Origin of the sequence: Agrobacterium sp. SORGH_AS_0440 (genome assembly GCF_031453135.1) — a bacterium.
In the GTDB taxonomy this organism is placed as follows: Bacteria; Pseudomonadota; Alphaproteobacteria; order Rhizobiales; family Rhizobiaceae; genus Agrobacterium; species Agrobacterium pusense.
Map to the genome: position 1 here is coordinate 197,093 of NZ_JAVIYR010000003.1, position 23,674 is coordinate 220,766.

19 protein-coding genes and 1 pseudogene are annotated in these 23,674 nt (G+C 58.3%); 4 read left to right on the forward strand and 16 right to left on the reverse strand.

Annotated elements, in window-relative coordinates:
* Positions 1-36: 36 nt before the first annotated feature.
* The gene (locus QE453_RS23795; protein WP_112554286.1) at positions 37-369 is read right to left on the reverse strand and encodes an antibiotic biosynthesis monooxygenase; all 333 of its coding nucleotides are present in this window, start codon (positions 367-369) and stop codon (positions 37-39) included.
* Positions 366-1,352, reverse strand: coding sequence for a zinc-dependent alcohol dehydrogenase family protein (locus QE453_RS23800; RefSeq protein ID WP_309778388.1), 987 nt, complete (start codon positions 1,350-1,352; stop codon positions 366-368). Before QE453_RS23800 ends, QE453_RS23795 begins: the two co-directional genes overlap by 4 nt.
* Positions 1,353-1,416: 64 nt before the next feature.
* On the opposite strand from QE453_RS23800, the gene QE453_RS23805 reads away from it, so the two are divergent.
* On the forward strand, positions 1,417-2,475 hold the full coding sequence (locus QE453_RS23805; protein ID WP_309778390.1) for a LysR family transcriptional regulator: 1,059 nt from the start codon (positions 1,417-1,419) through the stop codon (positions 2,473-2,475).
* 265 nt (positions 2,476-2,740) lie between these two features.
* On the opposite strand, the gene QE453_RS23810 is transcribed toward QE453_RS23805, so the two are convergent.
* On the reverse strand, positions 2,741-3,505 hold the full coding sequence (locus QE453_RS23810) for a 3-oxoacyl-ACP reductase family protein (protein ID WP_309778707.1): 765 nt from the start codon (positions 3,503-3,505) through the stop codon (positions 2,741-2,743).
* A 166-nt stretch (positions 3,506-3,671) separates the two neighbouring features.
* Positions 3,672-4,601, reverse strand: coding sequence for a LysR family transcriptional regulator (locus tag QE453_RS23815; protein WP_107327356.1), 930 nt, complete (start codon positions 4,599-4,601; stop codon positions 3,672-3,674).
* 182 nt (positions 4,602-4,783) lie between these two features.
* Between QE453_RS23815 and QE453_RS23820 the strand changes: the two are divergent.
* From QE453_RS23820 to QE453_RS23830, 3 genes and pseudogenes are all read left to right on the forward strand, one after another.
* Positions 4,784-5,389: pseudogene (locus tag QE453_RS23820) on the forward strand (NADPH-dependent F420 reductase); the annotation flags it as partial.
* Positions 5,390-5,454: 65 nt separating this feature from the next.
* On the forward strand, positions 5,455-6,408 hold the full coding sequence (locus tag QE453_RS23825) for a zinc-binding dehydrogenase (RefSeq protein ID WP_309778393.1): 954 nt from the start codon (positions 5,455-5,457) through the stop codon (positions 6,406-6,408).
* 92 nt (positions 6,409-6,500) lie between these two features.
* On the forward strand, positions 6,501-7,238 hold the full coding sequence (locus QE453_RS23830; protein WP_309778396.1) for an SDR family oxidoreductase: 738 nt from the start codon (positions 6,501-6,503) through the stop codon (positions 7,236-7,238).
* A gap of 255 nt (positions 7,239-7,493) precedes the next feature.
* Here the strand turns inward: QE453_RS23830 and QE453_RS23835 are convergent, their stop codons facing one another.
* The 12 genes from QE453_RS23835 to QE453_RS23890 all read right to left on the reverse strand — a co-directional run bounded on the left by QE453_RS23835 (position 7,494) and on the right by QE453_RS23890 (position 23,481).
* Positions 7,494-9,443 carry a MacB family efflux pump subunit gene (locus QE453_RS23835; RefSeq protein WP_309778398.1) on the reverse strand — a complete coding sequence of 650 codons (1,950 nt, stop codon included), beginning with the start codon at positions 9,441-9,443 and terminating at the stop codon, positions 7,494-7,496.
* A gap of 8 nt (positions 9,444-9,451) precedes the next feature.
* The gene (locus tag QE453_RS23840; protein ID WP_309778399.1) at positions 9,452-10,645 is read right to left on the reverse strand and encodes an efflux RND transporter periplasmic adaptor subunit; all 1,194 of its coding nucleotides are present in this window, start codon (positions 10,643-10,645) and stop codon (positions 9,452-9,454) included.
* A gap of 247 nt (positions 10,646-10,892) precedes the next feature.
* Positions 10,893-12,242, reverse strand: coding sequence for a HAMP domain-containing sensor histidine kinase (locus QE453_RS23845; protein ID WP_309778401.1), 1,350 nt, complete (start codon positions 12,240-12,242; stop codon positions 10,893-10,895).
* Position 12,243: 1 nt separating this feature from the next.
* Positions 12,244-12,918, reverse strand: a complete 675-nt coding sequence (locus tag QE453_RS23850; RefSeq protein WP_280171583.1) for a response regulator transcription factor — start codon at positions 12,916-12,918, stop codon at positions 12,244-12,246.
* 206 nt (positions 12,919-13,124) lie between these two features.
* On the reverse strand, positions 13,125-13,409 hold the full coding sequence (locus QE453_RS23855) for a YMGG-like glycine zipper-containing protein (protein WP_309778402.1): 285 nt from the start codon (positions 13,407-13,409) through the stop codon (positions 13,125-13,127).
* A 349-nt stretch (positions 13,410-13,758) separates the two neighbouring features.
* Entirely contained in the window at positions 13,759-14,610 is an 852-nt protein-coding gene (locus QE453_RS23860) for a 2-hydroxy-3-oxopropionate reductase (RefSeq protein WP_282455336.1), read from the reverse strand.
* Positions 14,611-14,613: 3 nt separating this feature from the next.
* Positions 14,614-15,399 (reverse strand): 2-oxo-tetronate isomerase, encoded by a 786-nt coding sequence (gene otnI, locus QE453_RS23865; RefSeq protein WP_309778403.1) that lies wholly within the window; start codon positions 15,397-15,399, stop codon positions 14,614-14,616.
* An 11-nt stretch (positions 15,400-15,410) separates the two neighbouring features.
* Positions 15,411-17,123, reverse strand: a complete 1,713-nt coding sequence (locus tag QE453_RS23870; RefSeq protein WP_309778405.1) for an ABC transporter ATP-binding protein — start codon at positions 17,121-17,123, stop codon at positions 15,411-15,413.
* 11 nt (positions 17,124-17,134) lie between these two features.
* Positions 17,135-18,310 (reverse strand): ABC transporter permease, encoded by a 1,176-nt coding sequence (locus tag QE453_RS23875; protein ID WP_309778406.1) that lies wholly within the window; start codon positions 18,308-18,310, stop codon positions 17,135-17,137.
* Positions 18,311-18,320: 10 nt separating this feature from the next.
* Positions 18,321-19,307, reverse strand: coding sequence for an ABC transporter permease (locus QE453_RS23880; RefSeq protein ID WP_309778407.1), 987 nt, complete (start codon positions 19,305-19,307; stop codon positions 18,321-18,323).
* 28 nt (positions 19,308-19,335) lie between these two features.
* Complete coding sequence (locus QE453_RS23885) at positions 19,336-21,450, reverse strand: family 10 glycosylhydrolase (protein ID WP_309778409.1); 2,115 nt, start codon at positions 21,448-21,450, stop codon at positions 19,336-19,338.
* A gap of 102 nt (positions 21,451-21,552) precedes the next feature.
* The gene (locus QE453_RS23890; RefSeq protein WP_309778410.1) at positions 21,553-23,481 is read right to left on the reverse strand and encodes an ABC transporter substrate-binding protein; all 1,929 of its coding nucleotides are present in this window, start codon (positions 23,479-23,481) and stop codon (positions 21,553-21,555) included.
* Between the last annotated feature and the right edge of the window lie 193 nt (positions 23,482-23,674).

Below are 23,674 nucleotides of genomic sequence, written 5' to 3' on the forward strand. Positions count from 1 at the left end.
GCGTTGCTATTAGCGCAACCCTTGCCGTTGTGCGCTCTAAGCCGCGCCGCTTTTCCCAGGAAGATAGTCACGCGAGCCGCTGTTGTCGTCCTCGAGATGATAGACCGTCGGTTCCCCCGAGAAGTATTCCTGTATGGCTCCCATGAACTGCTCATGGTCTTCGCTCGCGTCGAAACCCGGAGTATGATCGTCAAGCGACCGCCATCGCACGATCAGATTGAATACCTCCGGCGTTTCGATCCCCTGGGCGAGGACATGACCGCGGTAACCCCGCGCACGTGTGAGCAAAGGAACAACACCTCCGAACGCTTGCCTGAACTCGCTGATCTTGTCCTTTTGGACAGGCAGCACAGCGATCTCGTAAATCATGATTGCACCTTTGTGTCGGCTTGCGGGTCAATGGCAATCGCGATCTTGCCGCGCAAACCGTTGTTTGGTTTCTCGAGCAGCGCATGGGCAAGCGGAAGGTCGGCGAGCGAATAGACGGCGCCAACATGCGGCCTCAGCTGACCGCGTTCCACCAGAGTGCTCAGCTCGTTGAGCTTGCCTTGGTTCTGCCTCGTGAAGACGAAGTGGTAGCTCGCGTTCCTGCCCCATGCCTCAATGAGATTTTGGGGCTGTGCGATGTCCACGATCGAGACGACGCGGCCGAGTTGTGCAAGCGCCTTCGGGCTGTGGGACAATGTTTCGCCGCCGAGGGTGTCAAACACGACGTCTACTCCGCGGCCTTCGGTCTCCCGCATGATGGCGGCGACATAATCCTCTTTCCTGTAATCAATGACGACGTCAGCTCCGACACTTCGCGCAAACTCGAAGTTTTCTTCGCGAACGGTCGTAAAGACCTTTGTTCCGATGGCTTTCGCAACCTGGATAGCGACGTGCCCAACCCCTCCAGCGCCGCCATGGATCAATATGCTTTCACCCACCCTCAGGGCAGCACGCGAGACAAGCGCTTCCCAGGCGGTTCCGCCAACCAGGCTAAGGCTCGCAGCCTCAAGATGGGTCAGCGAGCTGGGTTTGCGCCCGATGATGTTTTCGTTCGCAACGTGGTATTCGGCATAACTGCCTGGCCCGTCGAAGATCTGCGGCGTGTACCAGACCTCGTCCCCTGCAGCGAACATTGTTACGCCCGGACCGGTCGCTTCGATAACGCCCGATACGTCATGACCGGTAATTGCAGGCAACGGCACCAGGTCGCGATAGTCGCCTCGCCGAACCTGGTAGTCGAGGGGATTGATCGATGTGGCATGGACCCGCACCAAAACCTGCCCCGCCTTAGGAACTGGCTTTGGAATTTCGACGAGCTCAAAGGCTTCTGGACCGCCGAAGGATTTGAGTGACATCGCTTTCATTTCAGGCTCCTCTTCTAACGAAGGTAATGATTCTTGTCGCCGGCGTCGGCCTGGGACGAGAAACATGCTCCGCCGTCGCAGCATTGCGGCCTCGAAGCGTCGACGCCGTTTCGATGTTCTATGTGATTTATCGCGATTGCTTTCGGTAGTGGCCCAGATTAAGGATCACCTTCAAGAAAATCTTGAAAGTCGGCGAATGGACGTGGACGAATTAAATCTCTTCGTGCGGATTGCTCAACTTCGCAGCATCAGTGCCGCAGCTCGCGACTTGGGTCTGACGCCCGCTGGCGCTAGCGCCAAACTGTTGGTTCTCGAGCGAAAACTCAATGCAAGGCTCGTCCATCGCACTACACGGCAAGCAACTTTGACTGAAGACGGTCTGGCGTTCCTGCCGCATGCAGAACATATTGTCGTCGCTGCGGAGGCCGCCCGAGCGGCACTTGGGCGAGAGCAAGCAGCGCCTCGCGGCACATTGCGAATAGCAGCCCCCGCCTCGTTCGCGCGAATGCATATTGTGCCGGGCCTGGCTAACTTTTGCAGGCAATATCCTGGTTTGGCACTTGATTTGCGCATTTCGGACAACATCGTTGATCTGGTCGAAGGTGCTTTTGATGTGGCAGTTCGTTATACCGAGCTCAGCGACTCATCCTTTGTCGCGCGGCGGCTTGCTCCCGATAATCGGGTGCTGGTCGCGTCGCCCGAATATCTCGAAAAACGCGGCCGGCCGAGCACGCCCGACGACCTCGCGGAACATACCTGCCTCGTCGTCGGCACGCTCGATCTCTGGACATTTCGGGGGAACGGTTCGATGGTGATCGAACGACGTGTTACTCCGGGTCTCCGCATCAATGACGGCACTGCAGTGCGCGATGCCGCTTCTGCCGGGCTGGGCATCGCGCTGATGGCCACGTGGTGCGCGTCGGAAGAGCTACAGTCCGGCGCGCTGGTTCCGGTCCTTCCGGAGTACCCGCTGGTCTCAACCCAGACGCTTTGGGCCTTGTATCCAAGCTCTCGCGAACTGGCACCGAAAGTGAGAGTGTTCATCGACTGGCTTGTAAATCGCTTCGGCAATCAACCCTACTGGGATAAAGGACTGGAAAACATCCTCGATCACCGTCGATGATGCGTGTTTATTGTCCGGTTCCGATACGCGCGAACGCGGGTATATGAAACGGTGCGGTTTTGCGCTTGAACGGCGGCTGGGCGCGCATTCCAGATCGAGATCGCAACGGTGAAACCACCAAAGGCGACACTTGTTTTTGATCGTGCCAAGCCGCTGCGGCGTCTTGCAACCGCGTCGTTCAAGCCCGCCTTGAGCCGTTGATTATTGGTGAGGCGTCGAATTCGCTGCGCTTGGCGCAGCAATTTTGCATTTCGCCCCGGCATTTTCAGGATGTGAAGCCACCATCGGCCCGGATGTCGGCACCTGTTACAAACGAGGCTTCCGGACTTGCAAGAAATGCGACCACGTCCGCAATTTCCTTGGGCTTTCCATAGCGGCCCACCGCGATACGCGAGATCTGCATAGCGGCAAACTCGCCATCAACAGGGTTCATGTCAGTGTCGGTTGGGCCTGGGTGCACCGTGTTGACTGTGATGCCGCGTGGCCCGAGGTCATGAGCCAAACTCCGGTTGAAACCGGCGACGGCCCCTTTTGTGAGGCCGTATGCTGACAGCCCGGGCACCCCGGCATATTTCGTGATCGAACTGCCGATCTGTATGATCCGGCCGCCATCCTTCATGTGGCGCACGGCCTCCTGCGTTGCAACGAAAACGCCGGTTACGTTGATAGCGAGCATTGCCTGATAGTCATCGAAGGCGATTTCGTCGATGGGACCGGCAAGGGCAATACCGGCATTGTTCACCAAAATGTCGAGGCCGCCGAACTTATCGACCGTCGCGGCAACGGCGGCACGTATCGCGTCCGGATCAGCGGCATCAGCGGCAATAGCCAGCGCGCGCGCGCCCGTCTTTTCTATGGCGACAGCAACTTCCTCAGCCTTCGCAGGTGATCCACGATAGGTGAAGGCAACCTGAGCGCCATCCGCTGCGAGACGCTGTGCGATTGATGCGCCGATAGATCGCGATCCACCGGTGACAAGTGCGATCTTCCCGTTCAGTGGAAGATATCGAGACGAGGCTAATTCAGTCATTTTTTCACTCCTTTTGCGTGTCCGTGGAGTGATATATTTGCCCATCCCTGTCCTAGAATATTAGCATCATATCGGTTGGATCATCTTCAAGCATGTGTTGAATATGGGATATTCGACGCAGTCAAACGACCACGGCTTTATAGGAAGCTAACGAGGCGTTTGGACATCAGCCTAGACTGCCTGCAAGCCGGGCACTGAGGCGCTCGCGACGGAAATACTCAGTATAGAAGTCGATGAAAGCGCGTGTTTTTAGCGGTTGGAGCGCGCGGCCGGAGTAGTAGAGCGAGATAGATCCGGCATCGGCATACCACTTCGGAAGGACACGTTCGAGCGCGCCACTTTCCATATGTGGCAGCACATCGGGTACAGCCAACAATGCAATGCCCAACCCCGCGATCGCCGCCTGCACCATGGGAGCGGCGTCGCTCATCACAATCGTCTCGTTGAGGAGCGCGCGCTCTTCGCGTCCTTGAGCGTCCCGCATCATCCATTGCCTGATCCGGCCCGAATTCGAGGACCGCATCAAGATTCCGGCATGATCGGCCAGATCGGCGGGGCTGGCCGGCCGGCGACGTGCAGCAAAATAGCTGGGCGATGCCACCGCGATAACGTGCACGGGTGCGAGCGTCGTGGAAACGATGCCAGGATTGAGTTCGAAACCACCGCCGATCGCGGCGTCGAAACCCTCAGCGATAAGATCGACCTTGCGGCTGTCGAAATGCCAGTCAGGTCGGACGCCCGGATAACGGGCCAGAAAGTCGGGCAGTGCGGGGAGAACGTATCCCATCGCGAATGACAAACTCATGCTGAGTTTCAAAACACCGACGGGCTCGCCCTTCGTTTGTGATGCCCCGTCGATTGCCCCCTGAAGGTGGTTCAGGCTGTCGCCGATGCTTGTCAGAAACGACTCCCCCGCCTCGGTCAGGGTCAACTTCCGCGTTGAGCGGTGAAAGAGCCGTATACCGAGGTTGCGTTCCAGCATTGCAACATTCCGGCTGACTGCCGCCGGCGTGATCGAGAGACGCCGTGCAGCCCCAGAAAAGCTGCTCGCTTCTGCGCTTCGAACGAACGCTTCGAGGTTTGCCAGTGTCTCCATAAAACGTAACCTTCAAGCATTGATTGAAACTAAAACAATCCATCTATGACTTATGCTGGGTGTATTTACCAGCCATATTCCAGTCAACAGCAAAAGCGAATTTCTGCAACGCCACCGGCATCAGGCCCAGGAGGTAGCGGGAAAACCGACCGTCGCAGACAGAATTCTCACGAACCGTAAAGGAGTGGGTGATGACCATTGGAATTATCGGAGCCGGCAATATCGGGAGCGCATTTGCCACTGCGCTCGGCAGGGCAGGAATAGAAGCCGTGATCGCAAACAGCCGAGGACCGGAAAGCCTCACGGCGCTTGTTTCAACGCTTGGAAGCGCAATCCGGGCTGGAAGCGTCCAAGAGGCCGCGGCGCAAGCCATCGTTCTCGTGGCGGTCCCCTGGTCAAAGATACCTGGCGCGCTCGCCGGTTTGAACTTTGACGACAGGATCGTAATCGACGCCAACAACTCCATCGAAGCGCCGCTTTACAGGCCTGCGGACCTTGGCGGCCGCACCTCTACGGATATTTTCACCGCCTTTGTGCCAGGCGCGCGCGTCGTCAAGGCTTTCAACCACCTGACGCCAAAGCAACTGTCGGGCGACCCCCGCTCTGAAGGAGGCAGGCGCGTCCTGTTTTACTCGGGCAACGATATGAGGGCGAAGGCTGAGGTCGCCGCCATCATTGATCGCCTCGGCTTCTTCGGGATCGATCTCGGCGGCCTCGCGGTCGGCAGCCAGCTGGTTCAGTTCCCCGGCGGCCCGCTACCCGCACTCAACCTCGTCAAGTTCGATTGAATCGCTGCGCTCCTTCCTTCTGCAATCGGAACGCGGCGCGCCATCTGAAACCCGGAGACAATATCGTGACAAGATTCATTCAAATGCAGTCGGCGGGCGGACCGTCGGTTTTGCAAGTTATCGAGAAAGACCTGCACGCGCCACGTGCCGGCGAGGTCAGGCTCATTCAAGACGCGATCGGCCTCAACTTTGTCGATACGATGATACGGAGAGGCCAGTATCCGATGGCGTTGCCTGCGGTTCCCGGTTTTGAAGCGGCCGGGACGATTTCCGAAGTCGGATCCGGCGTCGAAGGGCTGTCGGTCGGTGACCGGGTCGCTTACTTCTTTTCGGAAGGGGCCTATGCCACCGAGAGGATCATTCCGACCGCGCCGCTCATCCGCCTGCCCGCCGATATATCGAACGAGACTGCGGCGACCTTCCTGGCGAAGGGTGCGACGGCCTGGATGGGAATGCGTGGTCTCCATGATCTGAAATCCGCCGAGACGGTGCTGGTACTCGGGGCATCGGGAAGCGTAGGCGCTATCCTGTCTCGCTGGGCAAAGTCGCTGGGCGCAACCGTAATCGGCGTCGCGGGATCGCGGAACAAGTTCGACAGGGTCGCGGCCGGCTCCACCCATGCCTTCCACGCTGGCGAGCCAGACATCGCCGCCAAGATCCGTGCGATCGCACCTGACGGTGTCGACATCGTCTATGATTTGGTCGGCCGGGCGACCTTTGCTCTGGGCGCGTCGAGTGTACGTGACGGTGGCGTGATTGCCGCGATTGGAGCCGCGACGGGTCAGCCAGCGCCGGCCCCAGGTCTTGTGCGTCGGGGGGTGGCTGTCCGCAGTGGTGGGACCCCTCAATATGTCCGGGGACCAGCAGTTGAGACCGCAACTTCCGAGCTATGGGATGCGCTGCGCTCAGGCATGTTCGATGATCTCGAAACCATCCGCTATCAGTTTGATGAGATAGCCCGAGCGCATGACGATATGGACAATCGCCGCTTGAGCGGTCTGCCGGTCCTGATCGCTTGAACCAAAATAATCGTTCGGCGGCAGGCCGCACGATGCCCTGCGCAATGTGGCCGGGCGAACATTTCCCCTATCGACAATAAAAGGAATGATCGATGAGTGAACTAGCAGGTAAACGTGCGCTTGTGACTGGTGCGTCCCGCGGCATTGGCGCCGCGATAGCGATAGCTCTGGCAGAAAAAGGCGCCGACGTTGCGATCACGTACGAACGCGCCGCTGATCGGGCAGCGCAAGTCGTCGCAACAATCGAGGGCAAAGGCCGCAAGGCATTGGCTATCCAGGCTGACAGCATGGACCCAGAGGCGGTTAAGCGGTCGGTTGTTCAAGCGGCGCAAGCCTTGGGCGGCCTCGACATCTTGGTGAACAATGCGGCTATCGCGATCTACAAGGATGTGGCGGATTTCACCGTTGCCGAGATCGATGCTCTTTTCGCTGTCAACGCTCGCTCCCCGATCCTGGCGTCGCAAGCCGCGATGCCTTATCTTGGCAAAGGTGGCCGGATCGTCACAATCGGCTCCGCAGGCGCAGAACGCATTGTCGGACCATCGACGGTTTATTCAATGACCAAATCGGCACTTCAATCGTTTACCCGCGGTCTGGCGCGAGAACTTGGTCCCCGTGACATCACTGTCAACCTCATTCAGCCAGGATCAACCAACACTGACATGAACCCGGCCGAGGGCGAGTTCGGAGATTTTCAGCGCGCCCTGATACCGCTCGGCCGGTACGGCGAGCCGGAGGATGTCGCGGCTGCCGTAGCGTTCCTCGCATCTGGCGCGGCCCGACAAATCACCGGAACCATCCTGACCGTTGATGGCGGCACGTTGACCTGAACCCACTCCCGCGGGTCCACGATTTAAACATGAAGAGAGTGGGAGCTAACTGGATACTACCACCTAGTAGCTCTCCTTTCTCATTCCACTTTGCAGCAGCATAGCGTGGTCGAACGGAGTGCAGATCGCATGTCTTCAAGCGCGGATTGGCACTTCGCGCTGAGGATCGAGTCAGAGCGGCGGACCCAATTGGAATTCCAAACGGCAATGGCCACTGCTATTCGTCACGACGCCATCACGCATCCTTTCCAGCCATCATTCGCGTGCCAAGGCTTCTATTGGGTCCAGCTTTGCCGCGTTGCGGGCGGGAAGGAAGCCGAAGACAATTCCGATCAGGGTGGAGCAGGCGAAGGCCACAAGGATGGAGCCAGAGGAGAAGATCATTTTGAAGTCGGGGCTCAGGAAATTAAAAAGAGCGCTGATCCCGAGGGCGAGCATCACTCCCATGAAGCCGCCGACAAGGCAGACCATGACGGCCTCGATCAGAAACTGGGAGAGGATATCGCAGCGGCGTGCGCCAACGGCCACGCGAACGCCGATCTCCTTGGTGCGTTCGGTCACGGACACCAGCATGATATTCATCACGCCGATGCCGCCGACAATCAGCGAGATCACGGCGACTGACGAAATCAGCAATGTCAGGGTTTGCGTGGTGGTCTCGATAGTCTCGCGAATGGTCGCTGAGTTGGTGAGGAAGAAGTCTTTCGGGCCATGCCGACGCTCGATAAGGCGCGAAACTGCGGCCTCGACATTGCCCGGATCGACATCGTCTCTGATACGGACCGTTATGCCGTCGACGTTCGGACGACCCAGCATGCGGCCCATAACGGTTGTGTAAGGCGCATAAACGGTCAACGTATCAACCGCCGGGCCGAAGGAGTTTTCCCGTTTCGTCACGCCTATGACCCTCGCCGGCATTGTGCCCAGAAGGATGACCTGCCCCACCGGGTTTGCCCCGTCTGGAAACAGGTCTCGCGCGGCGTTTGCATCGATCACAACATTCTGGCTGTAGGCGATAACATCCTGGGCGTCGAACAGTTGTCCATGCGCCAGCTCAAGACCCCGTACACGGAAGAAGTCCGCGCCAACGCCGGTGACTGACGCATTGACGGCCACCGCGGCGCGCTTGACAGTTACGCTTGTCGTGACGGTTGGTGTCACGCTGTCGACGTAGGGCTGGTTCATCAGCGCTTCTGCATCGGCGGGGACCAGGGTCCGTATCTTGCCCGCTTCCAGATCGCCGAAACCTTTACCGGCCCGCACCTCTATCGTGTTGGTGCCGAGCGAACTGATACTACTCAGGATTTGTTGCTGCGAACCGGCTCCCAGCGCCGAGATTGCCGCTACCGAGGCGATACCGATGATAATACCGAGCATGGTCAGAAGCGAGCGCATTTTGTGCGCCCATATTGCCGCGCCCGCCATACGGAAGGCCTCAGTCATCCGGTCAATTGCACCACGCCAGCCAGCGCCCGGCGCGTGCTCGCGGATGGGACGGGCGGTCGCGGCGGATTTGGGTATATTGCGCTCGTCGGAAATGATGACGCCGTCGCTGATCTCTACAACCCGATCCGCATGTTCGGCGATCTTCTTGTCGTGCGTGACGAGGATGATGGTGTGCCCTTCGGCATGAAGCTCGCGCAGGATCTTCATGACTTCGGCGCCACTGTGCGTATCCAGCGCTCCGGTCGGTTCGTCGGCCAGAATTATCTCACCGCCATTCATCAGGGCGCGGGCGATCGACACCCGCTGCTGCTGGCCGCCCGAAAGCTTGCCCGGGATATTGCCCGTCCGCTCGGCGAGGCCCAGCCGGGTCAACAAGGAGATCGCTCGCTTGTGCCGGTCGGATCGGCTGCGTCCGGCATAGATGGCTGGTACCTCGACGTTGCTGGCCGCGCTGAGATCGCCAAGCAGGTGGTAGCGCTGGAAGATGAAACCAAAACGCTCACGGCGTAGTGCCGCGAGTTCGTCCACGGACATCTTCGAGGTCTCGCGTCCTTCGATCCAGTAGCTGCCGTCCGTCGGACGATCGAGGCAGCCAAGGATGTTCATCAGCGTCGACTTGCCGGAGCCGGAAGCACCGATGATCGCCATCATCTCGCTGGCCTCGATGTCGAGGTCAACGTCTTTCAGCACCCGCACCATCTCGTCGCCTGCGGGGAAAGCGCGGGATACCCCACGTACGCGGATCAGTGGTTCCGTCATAGCGCGCCCTACCGCTTCGCTGCGGCCAGTTGCGCCTGGCCATCCGTGCGTTCGTCCGTGGATGCTCCCAGGACGATGGTCTCGCCTGCCTGAAGACCGCCAAGAATCTGGATGTCCGCACCGTTATCGATGCCGACCTGGACCTGCCGGATCTGGACCTCGCCCATCGCGTCCAGTATCCGCACGCGCGCCGTATCACCGGCCCGGGGTGCCCCTTCCACTGCGCTGAGCGGAACCAGCACGGCGCCGCTGACGCGGCTCAAGACGATGGACACCTGCGCCGTCATGGACGGCCGCAGGATCCCGTCCGCATTCGCCACATCGATCAGCCCGGTGTAATAGACCGCGCCATTGGTTGAGTTAATCCGGCTGGCAGCGGCGTTGCTCTCGTTGGCGATGGAAGCCGGGGCTGGTTCCACCTGTCGCAACTCCCCATCGAACCGGCGCTTCGGATCGCCAAGAATGCTGAACCAGACCGGCAGGCCACGCCGCACACGCACGACGTCAGCCTCGGAGATATCCGCGCGTACCGTCATTTTGTCCAATCGCGCAATCATGACGATGGTCGGCGCAGTCTGCAGGGCATTCACGGTTTGACCCTCGTCAGTGACGATCGCGACCACAGTGCCCGCGATTGGAGCAGTGATACGCGTATAGTCCAGTTCTATACCCGCAGACTCCAGCGCGACCTGCGCTTGGATGACCTGAGCGTCCAGCGATCGAACCTCAGCGCGCGCGCTGTCCCGCGTCGCAATCGCGGCGTCATACTGGGCGCGCGGCGTGGAACCGCCTGCCAGCAGGTCACGCTCACGCTCGAAATCCTTCTCGGCTTTCACCAGACCGGCGCGGCGCGCGGCGTGAACGGCGCGGATGTTGGCCAAAGCGGCCTCGCGGTCCCGCAAGGTGTTGCGCCGGGTCTGGGCATCGATCTCGGCCACCAGTTGACCGGCGTCGACGATGTCACCGATCTTGACAGCCAGACGCTCAATGCGTCCTGAGGCCTGGGCGCCGACGCGCACCAGCTCGAGCGGTTCGAGAACCCCGGTCGCCAGCACCACCTCTTCAATGTCACCCGTTCGCACCTGCGCCGTCACCAGTTCAGGCTTCGCCGGCGAACGCAAAAACAGGAGCCAGACAACCAGCAAACCGACAAGGGTTACCGCCGACAGGATGAGACGCTTGCGGGTGATGTTTCGTGTCATTTAGTCGTGGCCCATGCTATGAAATTTGCGGGCTTTTTCTGTCACGAGAGTTACCTGAAAATTACGGGGAGCCGTCGTCGCGGCTGCTCCGTTTGGCATGCACCGTAAAATCAACCGATCGGCAAAGAGTGTTTGCAGTGTGGGTGGCGTGCCAGAGATTGCCCGCCACATATCAGGCGATCGCGGCGGTGCCCAGCCAACGCCGACGGATACGGATGCCCTGACCCCTTAGCGCAGGCACCGGCCGCTACCGACGCTGGAAAATGCGCTTCTCGCGCCAGCGCACGGCAAATGTGCTGCCCTTGCCTGGCGCGGACGAAAGCTCAACGTAACCGCCGTGACGGGTCACGATCTCATTGACCATGCTAAGCCCCAGGCCCGCACCTGAGCCGTGAGGGCTGACCCGGTAGAAGGGCTCGAATATGCGCGATTGCTTATCGCTGGCGATTCCGCAGCCCTGATCGGCGACCATCACGCTACCGTCAGCCTCAATGCTCACTGATATCTGTCCTCTTCCGCCTCCGTACTGGACTGCATTACGGACCAGATTGACGAATGCACGCTCCAAAGCTTCGGCATCACCCGGGACGAACAGATCTTCCGCATCGCTGTCGAACGAAATCTCGTAGCCTTCAGAGATCGCCAGGGGAGCAAGATCGGCAACTACCTTCGACACAACGCTGTTGAGATCGACAGGTGCGTTCTGCTGGGGCTTCTGTCGGTACTTCTCGGTGTCGAGAAGCTGGTTCGCGATCGCTGTCAGTCGCTTGATGGCCGTCTGCAGGTGGTTCTTGTCAGAACTTGGTGAAAGCGTATCAATCCTCACCTGCAGGACAGCGATCGGCGTTCGAAGTTCATGCGCCGCGTTGACGAAGAAGCGCTCCGTCGCCTCGAAGCCGCTATCGAGACGACGCAGCGCCCTGTTGATGTCACGCACCAGGCGAAGCACTTCATTGGGCAGACCCCGCTCTTCCACCAGGGCGCCACGTGTGTCGAGATCGATCCTGTCGAGACGCGTGGTCAGGTCGCTGAAGGATCGCAAAGCCCAGCGTGTGACAAACGGAGCGCCAATGAGCGAAATGGCGACGAGGATCAGCGCCGGAATACCGATGGCAAGGTTCCCCAACAGCACGGTCACACCATATTGAGACATCGGAACACCGCCAGCAAAGATCGTCGCCTCACCGGCCTGGGTGTCGAAACGCTCCATGCGGCCCACACTCAACGGATCATCTAGATCGCCATGAAGTTCGACGCTTCTGAACGTCCGCAAGAATGGCATGTTATCGGCAATCTTCCCGGGAGGCACGCCATGTGCCAGAACGATATCTTTGCCCAGGTCTGCCACGAACCAAAGGTTAGGCGAGTCTTCCATAATCTCTTTAAGTTCAGCCGTTGGCATCAGACTTGCTCGGCCATTCGGCTCGAGACGGACTGAATCTGCGATTTCCTGAGACAGCCAGATGGACGTGATCGCCACATCGGGCTTGAGGCCGGAAAGGAGATAGAAAACCAGGCTGAGCGAGGCGATGACCGCACAGAGCTGCAGGACAATAAAACCGAAAGTGAAACGCCAGCGAAGGGAGGTGCTGGTCATCCTATTGCTGCTCATGAAGATAATAGCCTATGCCTCGAATGTTTTTGATAACGATGTTGGCCTCCGCTTCGCCAAGCTTTCTGCGCAGCCGCGACATGTTGGATTCCAGTGAGTTCGACTGGATCTCGTCGTCAAAGGAATAGACCTGCCCCTCAAGGGACGAGCGCAACACGGTCCGACCACGGTTTCTCAGAAGCGTTTCGATGATCAGCAGTTCCCTGCGGGTGAGTGCAAGCCGCACGCCTTTCACATGCACATCACATGAGACACGATCATACGTGACGTTTCCTGCCGACAAGACGGATGCGCCGGTTATCGGCGCCCGCCTCAGCACAGCACTCATTCTCGCGACCAGTTCAGGGATTTCGAAGGGCTTTGGTAAATAATCATCAGCGCCGTCATTCAGCCCGGATATACGCTCGTCGGTGGACCTCAGAGCGGAGATGATGATCGATCGCGTGTTTGAACCTGCGCCACGCAAATCCGCAAGAAAGGTACTGCCATCACCGTCAGGCAGTTGCCGGTCGATAAGGACGATATCGTAGTCCGCCATGGCGATTGCTTCCCGCGCCGTTGCCAGATCGCCAACGGCATCAAGAACAATGCCATGCTGCGAGAGGGCCACCCTCAAGGCATCCGTCATTTCTGGATCGTCTTCGATAAGTAGAAGTTTCATAGTCGCCTACTCATTCAAGTCGGACTGTCGTTTCCGATAATCCTTACAGCAAAACGACGGCCCGTGATCGAGATAAGCTCAACGTTCGTGACGTCCTGACCGTCGGATTTCCCGATGTCATAAAAGTGGTGTGGCTGCGGAGGGTGAAGAGCCGGAGTTTTTCGATATCACTCTCGCCTTTGACGTGCGGCAGCCGGCTGCAATCTCTAGCGGCAGCGACCGTAATAATCCCGGTATCTGCAGCTGTAGTCGCGGTGATCCCGTCGTTCCCAACGGTCCCGGCGGTTCCTGTCGTTACGTTCGCTGATGTTTCCTATCACAGCACCACCCACGCCGCCCGCGGCGGCTCCCACTGCCGCGCCTTCCCAGGTACCGCTTGCCAGCCCGCCGATTATTGCACCGCTTGCCGCGCCAATGCCGGCGCCCTTTTCCGTCTGGCTGCACGCGGTCAATACCACGCAAACGAGTACGCCCGAGATAATCTTTTTCATGCCTATCCATCCGTTCACCGCCACGGCGGTCGTCGATTGACTGTTGAGGCAGAGAGGTATGGCCGCCGAAAATTACGGGGAAGTTACGCAGAACTTTGCCATCGACACCTGTCGAAAGGGCAAATTCATTTAGGACGCGCGTCTTAGCGATCACCCGTTCTCAGGTGACCGCCGCCCACCCATGGGATCCGCAATCTCGCTGTTCCTGGCTGCGCTCCAGAACGGGAAGCCGAAATGACTACATGCGGCTCCTCGCCAACGCTCTTGCGGCCCGACCGAGGGACCAATCTACGGATTTTGCGCGCTTTACGCTGGATTGCCGACTATCAATCAGGAGGTCTCGTTTGAACTACAAGGCTTTGATCAACGCCGAGTGGTCTTTGTCGCCCAGGCCTCTTTCCAGCGCGCCATTCATCAACTGATGAACCATCGCAGTGTTGGGCAGCATAAGCTCGAGCAGACGCGCCGACTCAAGCGCGAGCGATATGTCCTTGTGATGCAAACGTATGCGAAAGCCGGGCTCGAATGTTTCGTTGATCATCCTTTCGCCGTGAACCTCCAGCACGCGGGATGCGGCAAAGCCACCCATCAAGGCCTTGCGCACGATCGAGGGGTCCGCTCCGGCTTTTTTCGAAAAGCGTAGGGCTTCCGAAACGGCCTGAATATTCAGGGCGACAACAATCTGATTGGCGACCTTTGCAACCTGACCGTTTCCAACGTCACCGATCAGGGTGATGTTCTTGCCCATCTTTTCAAACAGTGGTCTTGCGCGCTCGAAAATATCCGGTTTTCCGCCGACCATAATGGTCAGCGACGCCGCTTTGGCGCCAACTTCACCGCCCGACACCGGCGCGTCGAGATAATCGCATCCCAGCGCCTCAATACGGGCGGCAAAATCCTTCGTCGCAATCGGTGAAATCGAACTCATGTCGATGACGAGCTTTCCCGCATCGAGGCCGTGCGCGACGCCATCGTCACCGAACAAAACCGCTTCCACATCGGGCGTGTCCGGCAGCATCAAAATCACGATCTCGGCGCTGCGCGCCACTTCTGCACCTGAACCGCATGCCCTCGCACCACTTTTCAGGAGGGAGTTCGACACGGGTTTGACCCTGTGAAGATAAAGCTCATGTCCGGCATCGATCAGATGCTGCGCCATCGGGCGGCCCATGACCCCCAGTCCGATAAATCCTATTTTCATGGCTCAATCCTCCCGTTGATATGGTTTCAACCAGTCAAGACCTGCGCTGGTGGTCGACGCCGGTCGATATTCGCAGCCGACCCATCCGTCGTAACCAAGTTCATCCAGACGCCTGAAGATAAAATCGTGGTTGATCTCGCCCGTCCCCGGCTCATGACGTCCGGGATTATCGGCGATCTGAACGTGGCCGATTTTGTCCTGCAGGCGCTCGAAGGTCGCGACGAGATCGCCCTGCATGATCTGCATGTGGTAGAAATCATATTGGATCAGCAGGTTGGAATGCCCGACACGGTCCATGATCCGCTCGGCCTGATCGGTGTTGGTGAGGAAATATCCGGGTATGTCACGAGTGTTGATGGGCTCGAAGACAAAGGCAATTCCGGAATCCGCCAGACGTTGCGCAGCGTGACCGAGATTGCCGACAAGCGTGTCTTCCAGAACTTGCGGATCGACACCGGGCGGTTGAATACCGGCCAGACAATTGATCTTTCGGCATCCCAGAACTTTTGCATAGCGGATCGCCGTTTCAACGGAGGTCTCAAATTCGGAGACCCTGTCCGGCAGGCTGGCGATGCCGCGCTCGCCTGCGGCCCAGTTGCCGGGCGGCAGGTTGAACAGAGCCTGGGTGAGATTGCACTTCCTGAGCTCCGCTGCAATCGTCTCTGCCGCCTCCTCGTAGGGGCTGACATATTCGACTGCCGCAAAACCATCGGCAGCGGCAGCGGCGAACCGTTCCATGAACGGATGTTCGGTATAAAGCATGGACAGATTGGCAGCGAATTTCGGCATCGGGAATGACCTCAAACTTGGTCTGCGCGCAGGCGGTGCAGCATGCGCTTGTTGCGGGGGTCGGGGTTCGGAACAGAAGAGATCAGTCGCTTGGTATAGGGCTGCGAGGGCGTGGTGCAGATGGTTTCCGCATCTCCGATCTCGACGATCTTGCCTTTGTGCATGACGGCGACGCGGTCGCAGAAATAGCGCACGACCGAGATATCGTGCGAAATGAAGATGAAGCTGAGATTAAGCTGCTTTTGAATGTCGAGCAGCAGGTCGAGGATCTGGCTTCGGATCGACACGTCGAGAGCCGAAGTCGCCTCATCGGCGACGATGACCTTCGGGTTGACGGCGAGCGCTCTTGCAATCCCGATCCGTTGGCGTTGGCCACCGGAAAAGGCATGCGGGTATCTTTCCATCGCCAAGGGATCGAGCCCGACCTTTTGCAAAAGTTCGCCAACGCGGGCCTCCACCGCTTTGCCGGGCATGCCACCGGCGATGACCAGAGGATCTCCGATGATCTGCTTCACCGTCATACGGGGGTTGAGCGACGCAAATGGGTCCTGAAAGATAAGACGCACATCCTGGTGGTAGCGGCGCAAGTCCACTTTGTTCAGCGTGGTGACGTCCATCGGGGCAGCATCCGGGCGTCCGCGATACGCAATTTTGCCGGAACTCGGCTCAACGATCCGCAGTATCATTCGCCCTAATGTGGTTTTGCCCGATCCGCTTTCGCCGACAATGCCGAGATTTTCACCGGCAAACAGGTCGAGACTGGCATCATCCACTGCCACCAGCCCACGACCGCCGCCATGCGAAAACAATCCGGACGTCGCACCGTAGATTTTGGAGAGATTGCGCACCGACAGGATCGGAGCAACGTTGGCCGTCAGCGACGCCGGCAGCGTGCGCGTGGCTGCACCGCTCTCGAGCTTGACCGTCGCTTCCAGAAGTTGCCGTGTGTAGGGATGCTGACTGGCGTGGAAAATCTTGTCCGCAGGCCCTTTTTCAACGATTTTGCCAAAACGCATGACGGCGACCTCGTCCGCTACTTCGGCAACGATGCCCATGTCGTGGGTGATGAGCAGCATCGCCATGCCGCGCTCCACCTGCAGCCGCTTGATGAGATCGAGGATTTCGGCCTGCGTCGTCACATCCAGCGCCGTCGTCGGCTCATCGGCGATCAGAACTTCCGGGTCGCAGGCCAGCGCCATGGCAATCATCGCTCGCTGGCGCATTCCGCCGGAAAACTCGAAGGTGTATCTGTCGGCCATCACTTCCGGCTGCGGTATCTCCACTTGGCGCAGCAGTTCGATACATCGCTCCCGAGCCTGTCTCTTCGACACGCGGCGATGCAAACGCACGGCTTCGATGATCTGTGAGCCGATGGTGTGGACCGGCGACAGCGAACTCATCGGTTCCTGAAAAATCAGGCCGATCCGTCCACCGCGAATGGCCAGAACTTCGCGACTGCTTGCGGCAAATTTCGCGATATCGACCGGTCCCTCGGGACCATCGAGAACGATCTGGCCGCCTGTCATCTGTCCGGGCTTGTCGATGATCCGCATCAGGGCGCGGGCGGTCACTGATTTGCCTGAACCGCTTTCCCCTACCAGCGCAAGCGTCTTTCCGCGTTCAAGGTCAAAACTGACATTGCGAACGGCATGGAGCACATGGGTTCTGAGATGGAAATCGATGGATAGGTCTTTGACCGCTAGCAAGGTTTCGTGCTTCGTCATCTCACTTCCTTTCAGCTATCGTAAGGGTCGGCTGCATCGCGCAGGCCATCGCCAAAGAAATTGAAGGACAGAACCGCCAGGACCACCGCAAGGCTCGGCCAGATCAGCAACCATGGCGCCGTGGCAACTGTCCGCACATTCTGGGCATCCTGCAACAGCACACCCCAGCTGACGACCGGTGGTTTCAGACCGACCCCGAGAAACGACAGCGAGGTTTCAGCGACGATCATGGTCGGAATGGCAAGTGTCACCACCGCCAGGATGTGGCTGGTAAGTGATGGAAGGATGTGGCGGAATATGATCCGCCTTTCCCCTGCACCATCCAGCCGGGCAGCCGTCACGAAGTCATCGCCGCGCAGCGCGAAGAATCGTCCCCGCACCTCGCGTGCCAAACCCGTCCAGCTCAGAAGGGAAACAATCAGGGTCACGACAAAATATACCGAAAGCGGTGACCAGTTTAGGGGAATGGCAGCGGCCAGCCCCAGCCAGAGCGGAATGGTCGGCATGGCGCTCACAATCTCGATGATACGCTGGATGAGGGTATCGACCCAGCCGCCGTAGTAACCGGAGACCGCACCCATCACGACGCCGAGCGTCAGTGAAATGGCAACGCCGATAAGGCCGATGGACATGGAGACGCGGGTTCCATAAATCAGGCGGCTCATGAGATCTCGTCCCAGCCGATCCGAACCCAGGAGATACATCGGGTCGCGGGCGTCAAGCGGCCCAACCAGATGCCTTTCCATCGGGATGATGCCCCACAGCTTGTAAGGCGCCCCTTTGACGAAGAATCCAATAGGAATGATTTTCGTGTCATCGACAACGAAGCTGCGGCGGAGGGCTTTCGGCTCGATCTCGATCTTGTAGCCCTTGACGTGTGGCAGAAAGCGGGAACCGCCATCGGCGGCCGGCGCAAATAAAGCGATACTTTGCGGCGGCGCAAAGGTATATTGCGGGCGCGACGTGTTCGGCAGGCCCGGTGCCAGGAACTCGGCAAAGGCACCGATGAAATAGAGCAACAGAATAATACCCGCAGCAAATGCTGCGACCTTGTGGCGAAAGAAGCGCTGGCGAATGAGCGTCCATTGCCCTGCAGCCTCGAGGCTTACTACCTTGCGCCCGGACTTCAGAGGGCTGACGGCGGGGCCGGTTTCCAGCGCGATGGTGGGGTTCTGGTTGATCGACATGGCCACCCCTTCAATTGAACCGGATGCGGGGGTCGAGCACCGCCAGCAATATGTCTGAAATCAGCATGCCCACCAGTGTCAGCACGCCCATTAAGAGAATGAAACTTCCGGCCAGATACATGTCCTGACCGACCAGCGCCCGCAGCAGAAGTGGTCCCGCCGTTGGAAGGTTCAGCACGATGGCGGTGATGGTGACGCCAGAAACGAGATCCGGCAGCACCCAGCCGATAGAGCTGACGAAAGGATTGAGCGCGATGCGGACGGGGTACTTCACAATGACTTTACGCTCGGGCAAACCCTTGGCACGCGCCGTGATGACATAGGGCTTGCTCAACTCGTCCGACAGATTTGCCCGCAGGATCCTGATCATGGCCGCAGTGCCCGACATGGCGATGACGATCACAGGTATCCACATATGGCTGAGCATGTCGTTGAATTTTGCGATGTTCCACGGCGCATCAACGAAAGCGGGAGAAAATATGCCGCCAACGCTTTGTCCCAGAAACCGGTAGCTCGCATACATCAACGTCAGCGCCATGATGAAATTCGGAACGGCCAGCCCGATAAAGCCGAGAAGCGTAAAGGCGTGGTCGCCGAAGGAATGGCGTCTGACCGCGGAATAGATCCCTATCGGGAGGGATATCGCCCAAACCAGTAAAAGACTCGCCAGCGAGATCAACAGCGTCGATCCCATCCGGTCCCAGATCAGGGTCGAGACCGGCTGGTTCCACTCGAAGGAGTATCCGAAATCGCCCCGGGTCAATATTCCGCTGATCCACACGAAATACTGGACATAGACAGGTTGATCGAGACCATATTGCGCGCGCAGGCGCGCAATCGTCGCCTCGTCCAGATTTTGCCCGCCATCGGCCATGGTGGAGAGAAGCGAGGTCAGATAATCGCCTGGTGGCAATTGAATGATCATGAATGCGATCAAGGACATGCCGAACAGGGTCGGTATCATGTAAAGAACGCGCTTTGCCACATATGTCAGCATGGGTTCCTCCCGCTACACGCTATCCGGCTTATGAATGCCAGGTCAGATGAACCGTCTCGAGGTCCCGGATGGAGGGCACGGTGATTTCTGCACGGTTGCCAACGATCTTGCAGAACGCGGCCTCGTTTTTCACAAGCAGTTTCACCGTGGCAGACGAGCGACCTTTTGGCAGCTCGATCGATAGTGTCTGCTCACCGATAGGGTAGACCTCCCGCAAAGGACCTTTCATCATCATCGGGTTGGTAAGGTTGACGAGGAAGATTGCCATCGAGTCCTCGTTTTCATAAACGGCGATGTCTATGATACCCTTCCCTTCGACCGTCACACGATGGTCTTGGCCAAGAGCCCAGTTCACGGCGTTGGCGATCAGCTTGCCATGATCGGGTGCAAGTACTTTCCAGAAGACCTCGCCAATGTTCCATGGAATGTAGACCACACGACCTCCATGGCCGGTCTCACGCGCAATCACCGCAGCGCCGTTCGGGGCTTCGCGTGGGTAGACTTCCTCCATGGGCAGATCCGGAAAATCAGGCACGTAGAGGAAAGGCGTTTCAACGTCCGGATTGGCATCGACGGCAATCAGGTGTGTGCCGCCGATAATGCGTGCGGCGCCCTCGTAGCCCTCGTTCACGGGGTGCGGATCGGACAGTGCAACATAGGTGTTCTTGACCGGGCCACGTGGCGTCGATGCCAGCGAGGCACCGAAGACATTTGATAGTCCGAAATTACCGCGCCGCTCGCCGACTTCATCACAGAGCGAGGTTTCATGCGCGGCAACGATCGACCCGCCGCGCCGTACATACTGTTCGATGGCCGCGCATTGTTCGTCCGACAGATAGGTGGCATTGGCCAGAATAATGAGCTTGAAGCGATCAAGCGCATCCGGGGTCATGACCTGATCGGATAAAAATTCAAACGGAATGCGCGCTTCCACCAGCGCATGATAAAAGCCGAGATCATTATGTTCGGCGATATGACGTTGCTCCGGTGCCCAATGCCGCAACGTCGTGGATGGATCAATGATCGCGATTTCGGCAGTTGGCTGCATGCCCTCCAGATATGGCTCAATGTCCGCATGAAGATTAAAGGCTTCTGCAACGGGCTGCACCCAGCGGTTGTCAGGAACGCAGGCATTGAATTTGGTGAACCATGGGAAAAGGCCCTGCGCAATGCCGTCGTGAATCCAGAGCTTGATTTCCTCACCGCTCTGGACGGAATCCTTCCATCGGTACTCTTCCTCTGGTCCGATGGAGGTGATGAGGCCAACGGGTCTGTCACGGAACGTTCCACGAATGCGTTTGCCGTTCCGTCCAGCAGACCAGCCAACCTCCACACCTTGTCGCGCCTGGTGGTCCACGAACAGGATCGGGCAATGTTTCTGTATGAGCGAAAGGTCGAATTCCATCAGTGACGAACCGCTCATATTTGGAATGAAGCTGGCATGGGGACGGATGGATTTGACCGTCTCGTCCCAATAGACCACGAGCTCGGTAAGTATGCGTCTGCGCCACGCCGCCCACGCCTGCCATGCCGGATCCGTCGCATCCGGTCTCATCGGCAAATCAAAACCAGTTTCCTGCCTGAAACGTTTGCGATTGTCGTCACTGTAGGACACGCCATGGCCCTGCCAGCGGTTGGCGAACACGGCGTCAATGTCATATTTGGTTACGACTTCGCGAATGACGTCGGTTGTGAAGTCGCGGTTATAACTTCCCAGCGCATCGGTGACGTAGATACCGGGAAATGCCCAGTGCTCACGCGGTCTTCCGTCCTGATTGATGGCCACCCATTCGGGATGGGCCAGTGCTGCATCCTCGTGGATCGCATGTGGGTCGACACGCGCCATGACGTGCATTCCCAATTTGCGCGCACCTTCCACGATCGTGCCAAACGGATCGGTATCGCCAATGAAGCTGGACACGTAATGCAGGGGGATTTCGCTTGGGTAATAGGCGATATAGCCGCCAGCAGAAAGGCAGACTGCATTCGACTTGGTGCGCTTGAAGACGTCGATCCAGAACTCGGGGTCATATTTCGCCGGATCGTCTTCTGCAAAGGTCAATTGGGTCCAGCGAGTAGCGGATTTAAACCAATCTGGAGAACGAACGGCAGCTCCGGAAATGGCGTTTGGTCGATGCAACATGTGTTCTCCAATGACAATATTATGCCTCACGCCCTTTGGGGGCGGCTAAAAGGTTTGATGTTTCCATCCGGGTTCAGTTGATGCCGGAATGAAACGGTGGGATCAGGCCTTGAAAAAGGTTTCGGGGTTGGCGGGCCCGGGTGTGGGATATCCCCACGAATTCGGCATGGATTTGGGAACGTTCTGCATGTTGTTCTTCACCACGCCGTAACTGTCGCTGGGCAGGCAAACGCCGAAGACGTAAAACTGGTCGGCCGCGATCTCCAGTATTTCGGACATCAGCTTGCGCTGGACATCCGGGTCCGGCGAGCCCAGCACGCGGTCATAGCGTGACAATGCGTCCTTGACCGGCTGAGGCGGCTCGACCGCACCCTTGGAAGCAGGATCGCGGTACCACAATTGCCAGCCCTTGGCGTAGAGCGCCTCGGTCGTGTTGGGAATGAAATAGCGCGGATCGAGAATAGCCGCGATGCCGCCATTGCCGCCGAAGCGGTGTGCAGTGGCGTCATAGTCGATGCCCTGACGCACGCGCACCTCCCAAAGCGAACGGTCCATGCTTCGCATCTGCACGTCCACACCCACCGCGTGAAACATCGGCAGCGCCAGCTGGAAAATGTCAAGGAATGTGGTTCGAGCTTGGTCGATCTCGAATATGACCGTCACACGCTTGCCGTTTTCATCCTGCCGGAAGCCCTCACCATCCTTGGTGGGAAGGATCTTGTCGAGCAGCGCGTTGGCGGCGTCGGGGTCGTATTGGGTGAATTGCGTAGCCAGACGTTCGTTATAAAGAGGATCCTCCGCCCGCACGGCCGGTTGGGAGATCGTTCCCTGTCCGATGAAAACAGTGTCGATAATCGCCTGCCGGTCCAGCGCCATTGACAGCGCGGCCCTGAAATCCCTGTTGCCGTAAAGCTTGCGTTTGGCTTCGTCCGGATGATTGAGATTAAGCTGGAAAACCATCTCGTTGGTTTCGGTCGACGTCAGCGTATATAAGTCAAACTGGCCCTGGTCCTGGGAGTCGTAAAGCACTGCCCGGTTTGCCGGCGTCGCGATATACTGGTCCATCAGATCGATTTCGCCCTGCATCGCCTTCAACAACAACACCTGTGCGTCTGCGACCATCTGGTAGACGATGCGATCAATGTAGGGCAGTTGATTTCCCTCGGTATCGACCTTCCAGTAAAACGGGTTGCGCTCGGCGATCGCACGGTCGGTGCTCTGTCCTGGCGCAACCGCCATCTTCCAGGCGTGGATTACGGGACGCTGGGAGTTCTGAAAGAACTCGTTGTCCACGACGAGGCCCGCTTCGCGCTGAAACAATTGAATCCAGCCAGACGCGCCCTTGGCCTTGGCTTCCTGTTCAGCATTTGGGTTGTACTTGATGTGGAATTGCTTGAGGTAGTGCTTCGGCGCACGGGTGGTCTGATCGTCGTTAGCCCATGCCAGCCGCAGAGGGAAAAGACCGTTGGGCGCGGCGAAAATCACCTTGAACGTTACATCGTCCAACGCCTCGAAGCGGGCCTTTTTTCCGCCCGCACGCAGATGGTTCTGGCCGATGTCGTTAAGGCCCTCGTAATTGAAGATGTCCTCGTACCAGAACATGATGTCCTCGGTAGTGAACGGCTGACCGTCAGACCACTTCATGCCCTTGCGCAATCTGAAGGTGAACTCCGTGGCATCGGCATTGCTTTCGTAGTGCTCCGCGACATTCGGTACCACACCCGACCAGTCGGGCTTATATCGCAGCAGCGGCTCGTAAGCCTGATATCGAAACAACATCGACAGGGACCCACCACCGACGATCGCGCTGTTCCAGTCACCACCATGTGTTCCGACGCGGTCAAGCGGCGTGATGACAAGCGGATTGAGTGGCAGGCGGTCCACAACGGCGGGCAGCTTACCCTCCCTGACCAAGGCGTCCAGCATGGCGGGGTCTTTTACGGTCGTGGTCTGCGCGAACGCTGGCAAAGCGGGTAGTATGACGGCAGCGGTGCTCGCAGCGAGAAACGCGCGGCGATTGAATCCTTGCATTTGTTTTCCTCCTCCAGTCACGCATCGCGGAATATCTCTCCTCCTCAGGATCGATCCCGCGATTTTTCGGACGGATGCCACGCCAGAAAAAGATAGCTTGCATGCCCGTATTTGTTTAGCTTGTATTATGTAATTTGTTAGGTAAAGCGTTATGTTGAATTTATTTCGGCACGTAGGCCCACGGCGGGAGGAT

Coding starts and splice junctions, on each gene's coding strand:
- QE453_RS23795 (WP_112554286.1), bottom strand. CDS start 369: ATGATTTACGAGATCGCTGTGCTGCCTGTCCAAAAGGACAAGATCAGC.
- QE453_RS23800 (WP_309778388.1), bottom strand. CDS start 1,352: ATGAAAGCGATGTCACTCAAATCCTTCGGCGGTCCAGAAGCCTTTGAG.
- QE453_RS23805 (WP_309778390.1), top strand. CDS start 1,417: ATGCTCCGCCGTCGCAGCATTGCGGCCTCGAAGCGTCGACGCCGTTTC.
- QE453_RS23810 (WP_309778707.1), bottom strand. CDS start 3,505: ATGACTGAATTAGCCTCGTCTCGATATCTTCCACTGAACGGGAAGATC.
- QE453_RS23815 (WP_107327356.1), bottom strand. CDS start 4,601: ATGGAGACACTGGCAAACCTCGAAGCGTTCGTTCGAAGCGCAGAAGCG.
- QE453_RS23830 (WP_309778396.1), top strand. CDS start 6,501: ATGAGTGAACTAGCAGGTAAACGTGCGCTTGTGACTGGTGCGTCCCGC.
- QE453_RS23835 (WP_309778398.1), bottom strand. CDS start 9,443: ATGACGGAACCACTGATCCGCGTACGTGGGGTATCCCGCGCTTTCCCC.
- QE453_RS23840 (WP_309778399.1), bottom strand. CDS start 10,645: ATGACACGAAACATCACCCGCAAGCGTCTCATCCTGTCGGCGGTAACC.
- QE453_RS23845 (WP_309778401.1), bottom strand. CDS start 12,242: ATGACCAGCACCTCCCTTCGCTGGCGTTTCACTTTCGGTTTTATTGTC.
- QE453_RS23850 (WP_280171583.1), bottom strand. CDS start 12,918: ATGAAACTTCTACTTATCGAAGACGATCCAGAAATGACGGATGCCTTG.
- QE453_RS23855 (WP_309778402.1), bottom strand. CDS start 13,409: ATGAAAAAGATTATCTCGGGCGTACTCGTTTGCGTGGTATTGACCGCG.
- QE453_RS23860 (WP_282455336.1), bottom strand. CDS start 14,610: ATGAAAATAGGATTTATCGGACTGGGGGTCATGGGCCGCCCGATGGCG.
- otnI (WP_309778403.1), bottom strand. CDS start 15,399: ATGCCGAAATTCGCTGCCAATCTGTCCATGCTTTATACCGAACATCCG.
- QE453_RS23870 (WP_309778405.1), bottom strand. CDS start 17,123: ATGACGAAGCACGAAACCTTGCTAGCGGTCAAAGACCTATCCATCGAT.
- QE453_RS23875 (WP_309778406.1), bottom strand. CDS start 18,310: ATGTCGATCAACCAGAACCCCACCATCGCGCTGGAAACCGGCCCCGCC.
- QE453_RS23880 (WP_309778407.1), bottom strand. CDS start 19,307: ATGCTGACATATGTGGCAAAGCGCGTTCTTTACATGATACCGACCCTG.
- QE453_RS23885 (WP_309778409.1), bottom strand. CDS start 21,450: ATGTTGCATCGACCAAACGCCATTTCCGGAGCTGCCGTTCGTTCTCCA.
- QE453_RS23890 (WP_309778410.1), bottom strand. CDS start 23,481: ATGCAAGGATTCAATCGCCGCGCGTTTCTCGCTGCGAGCACCGCTGCC.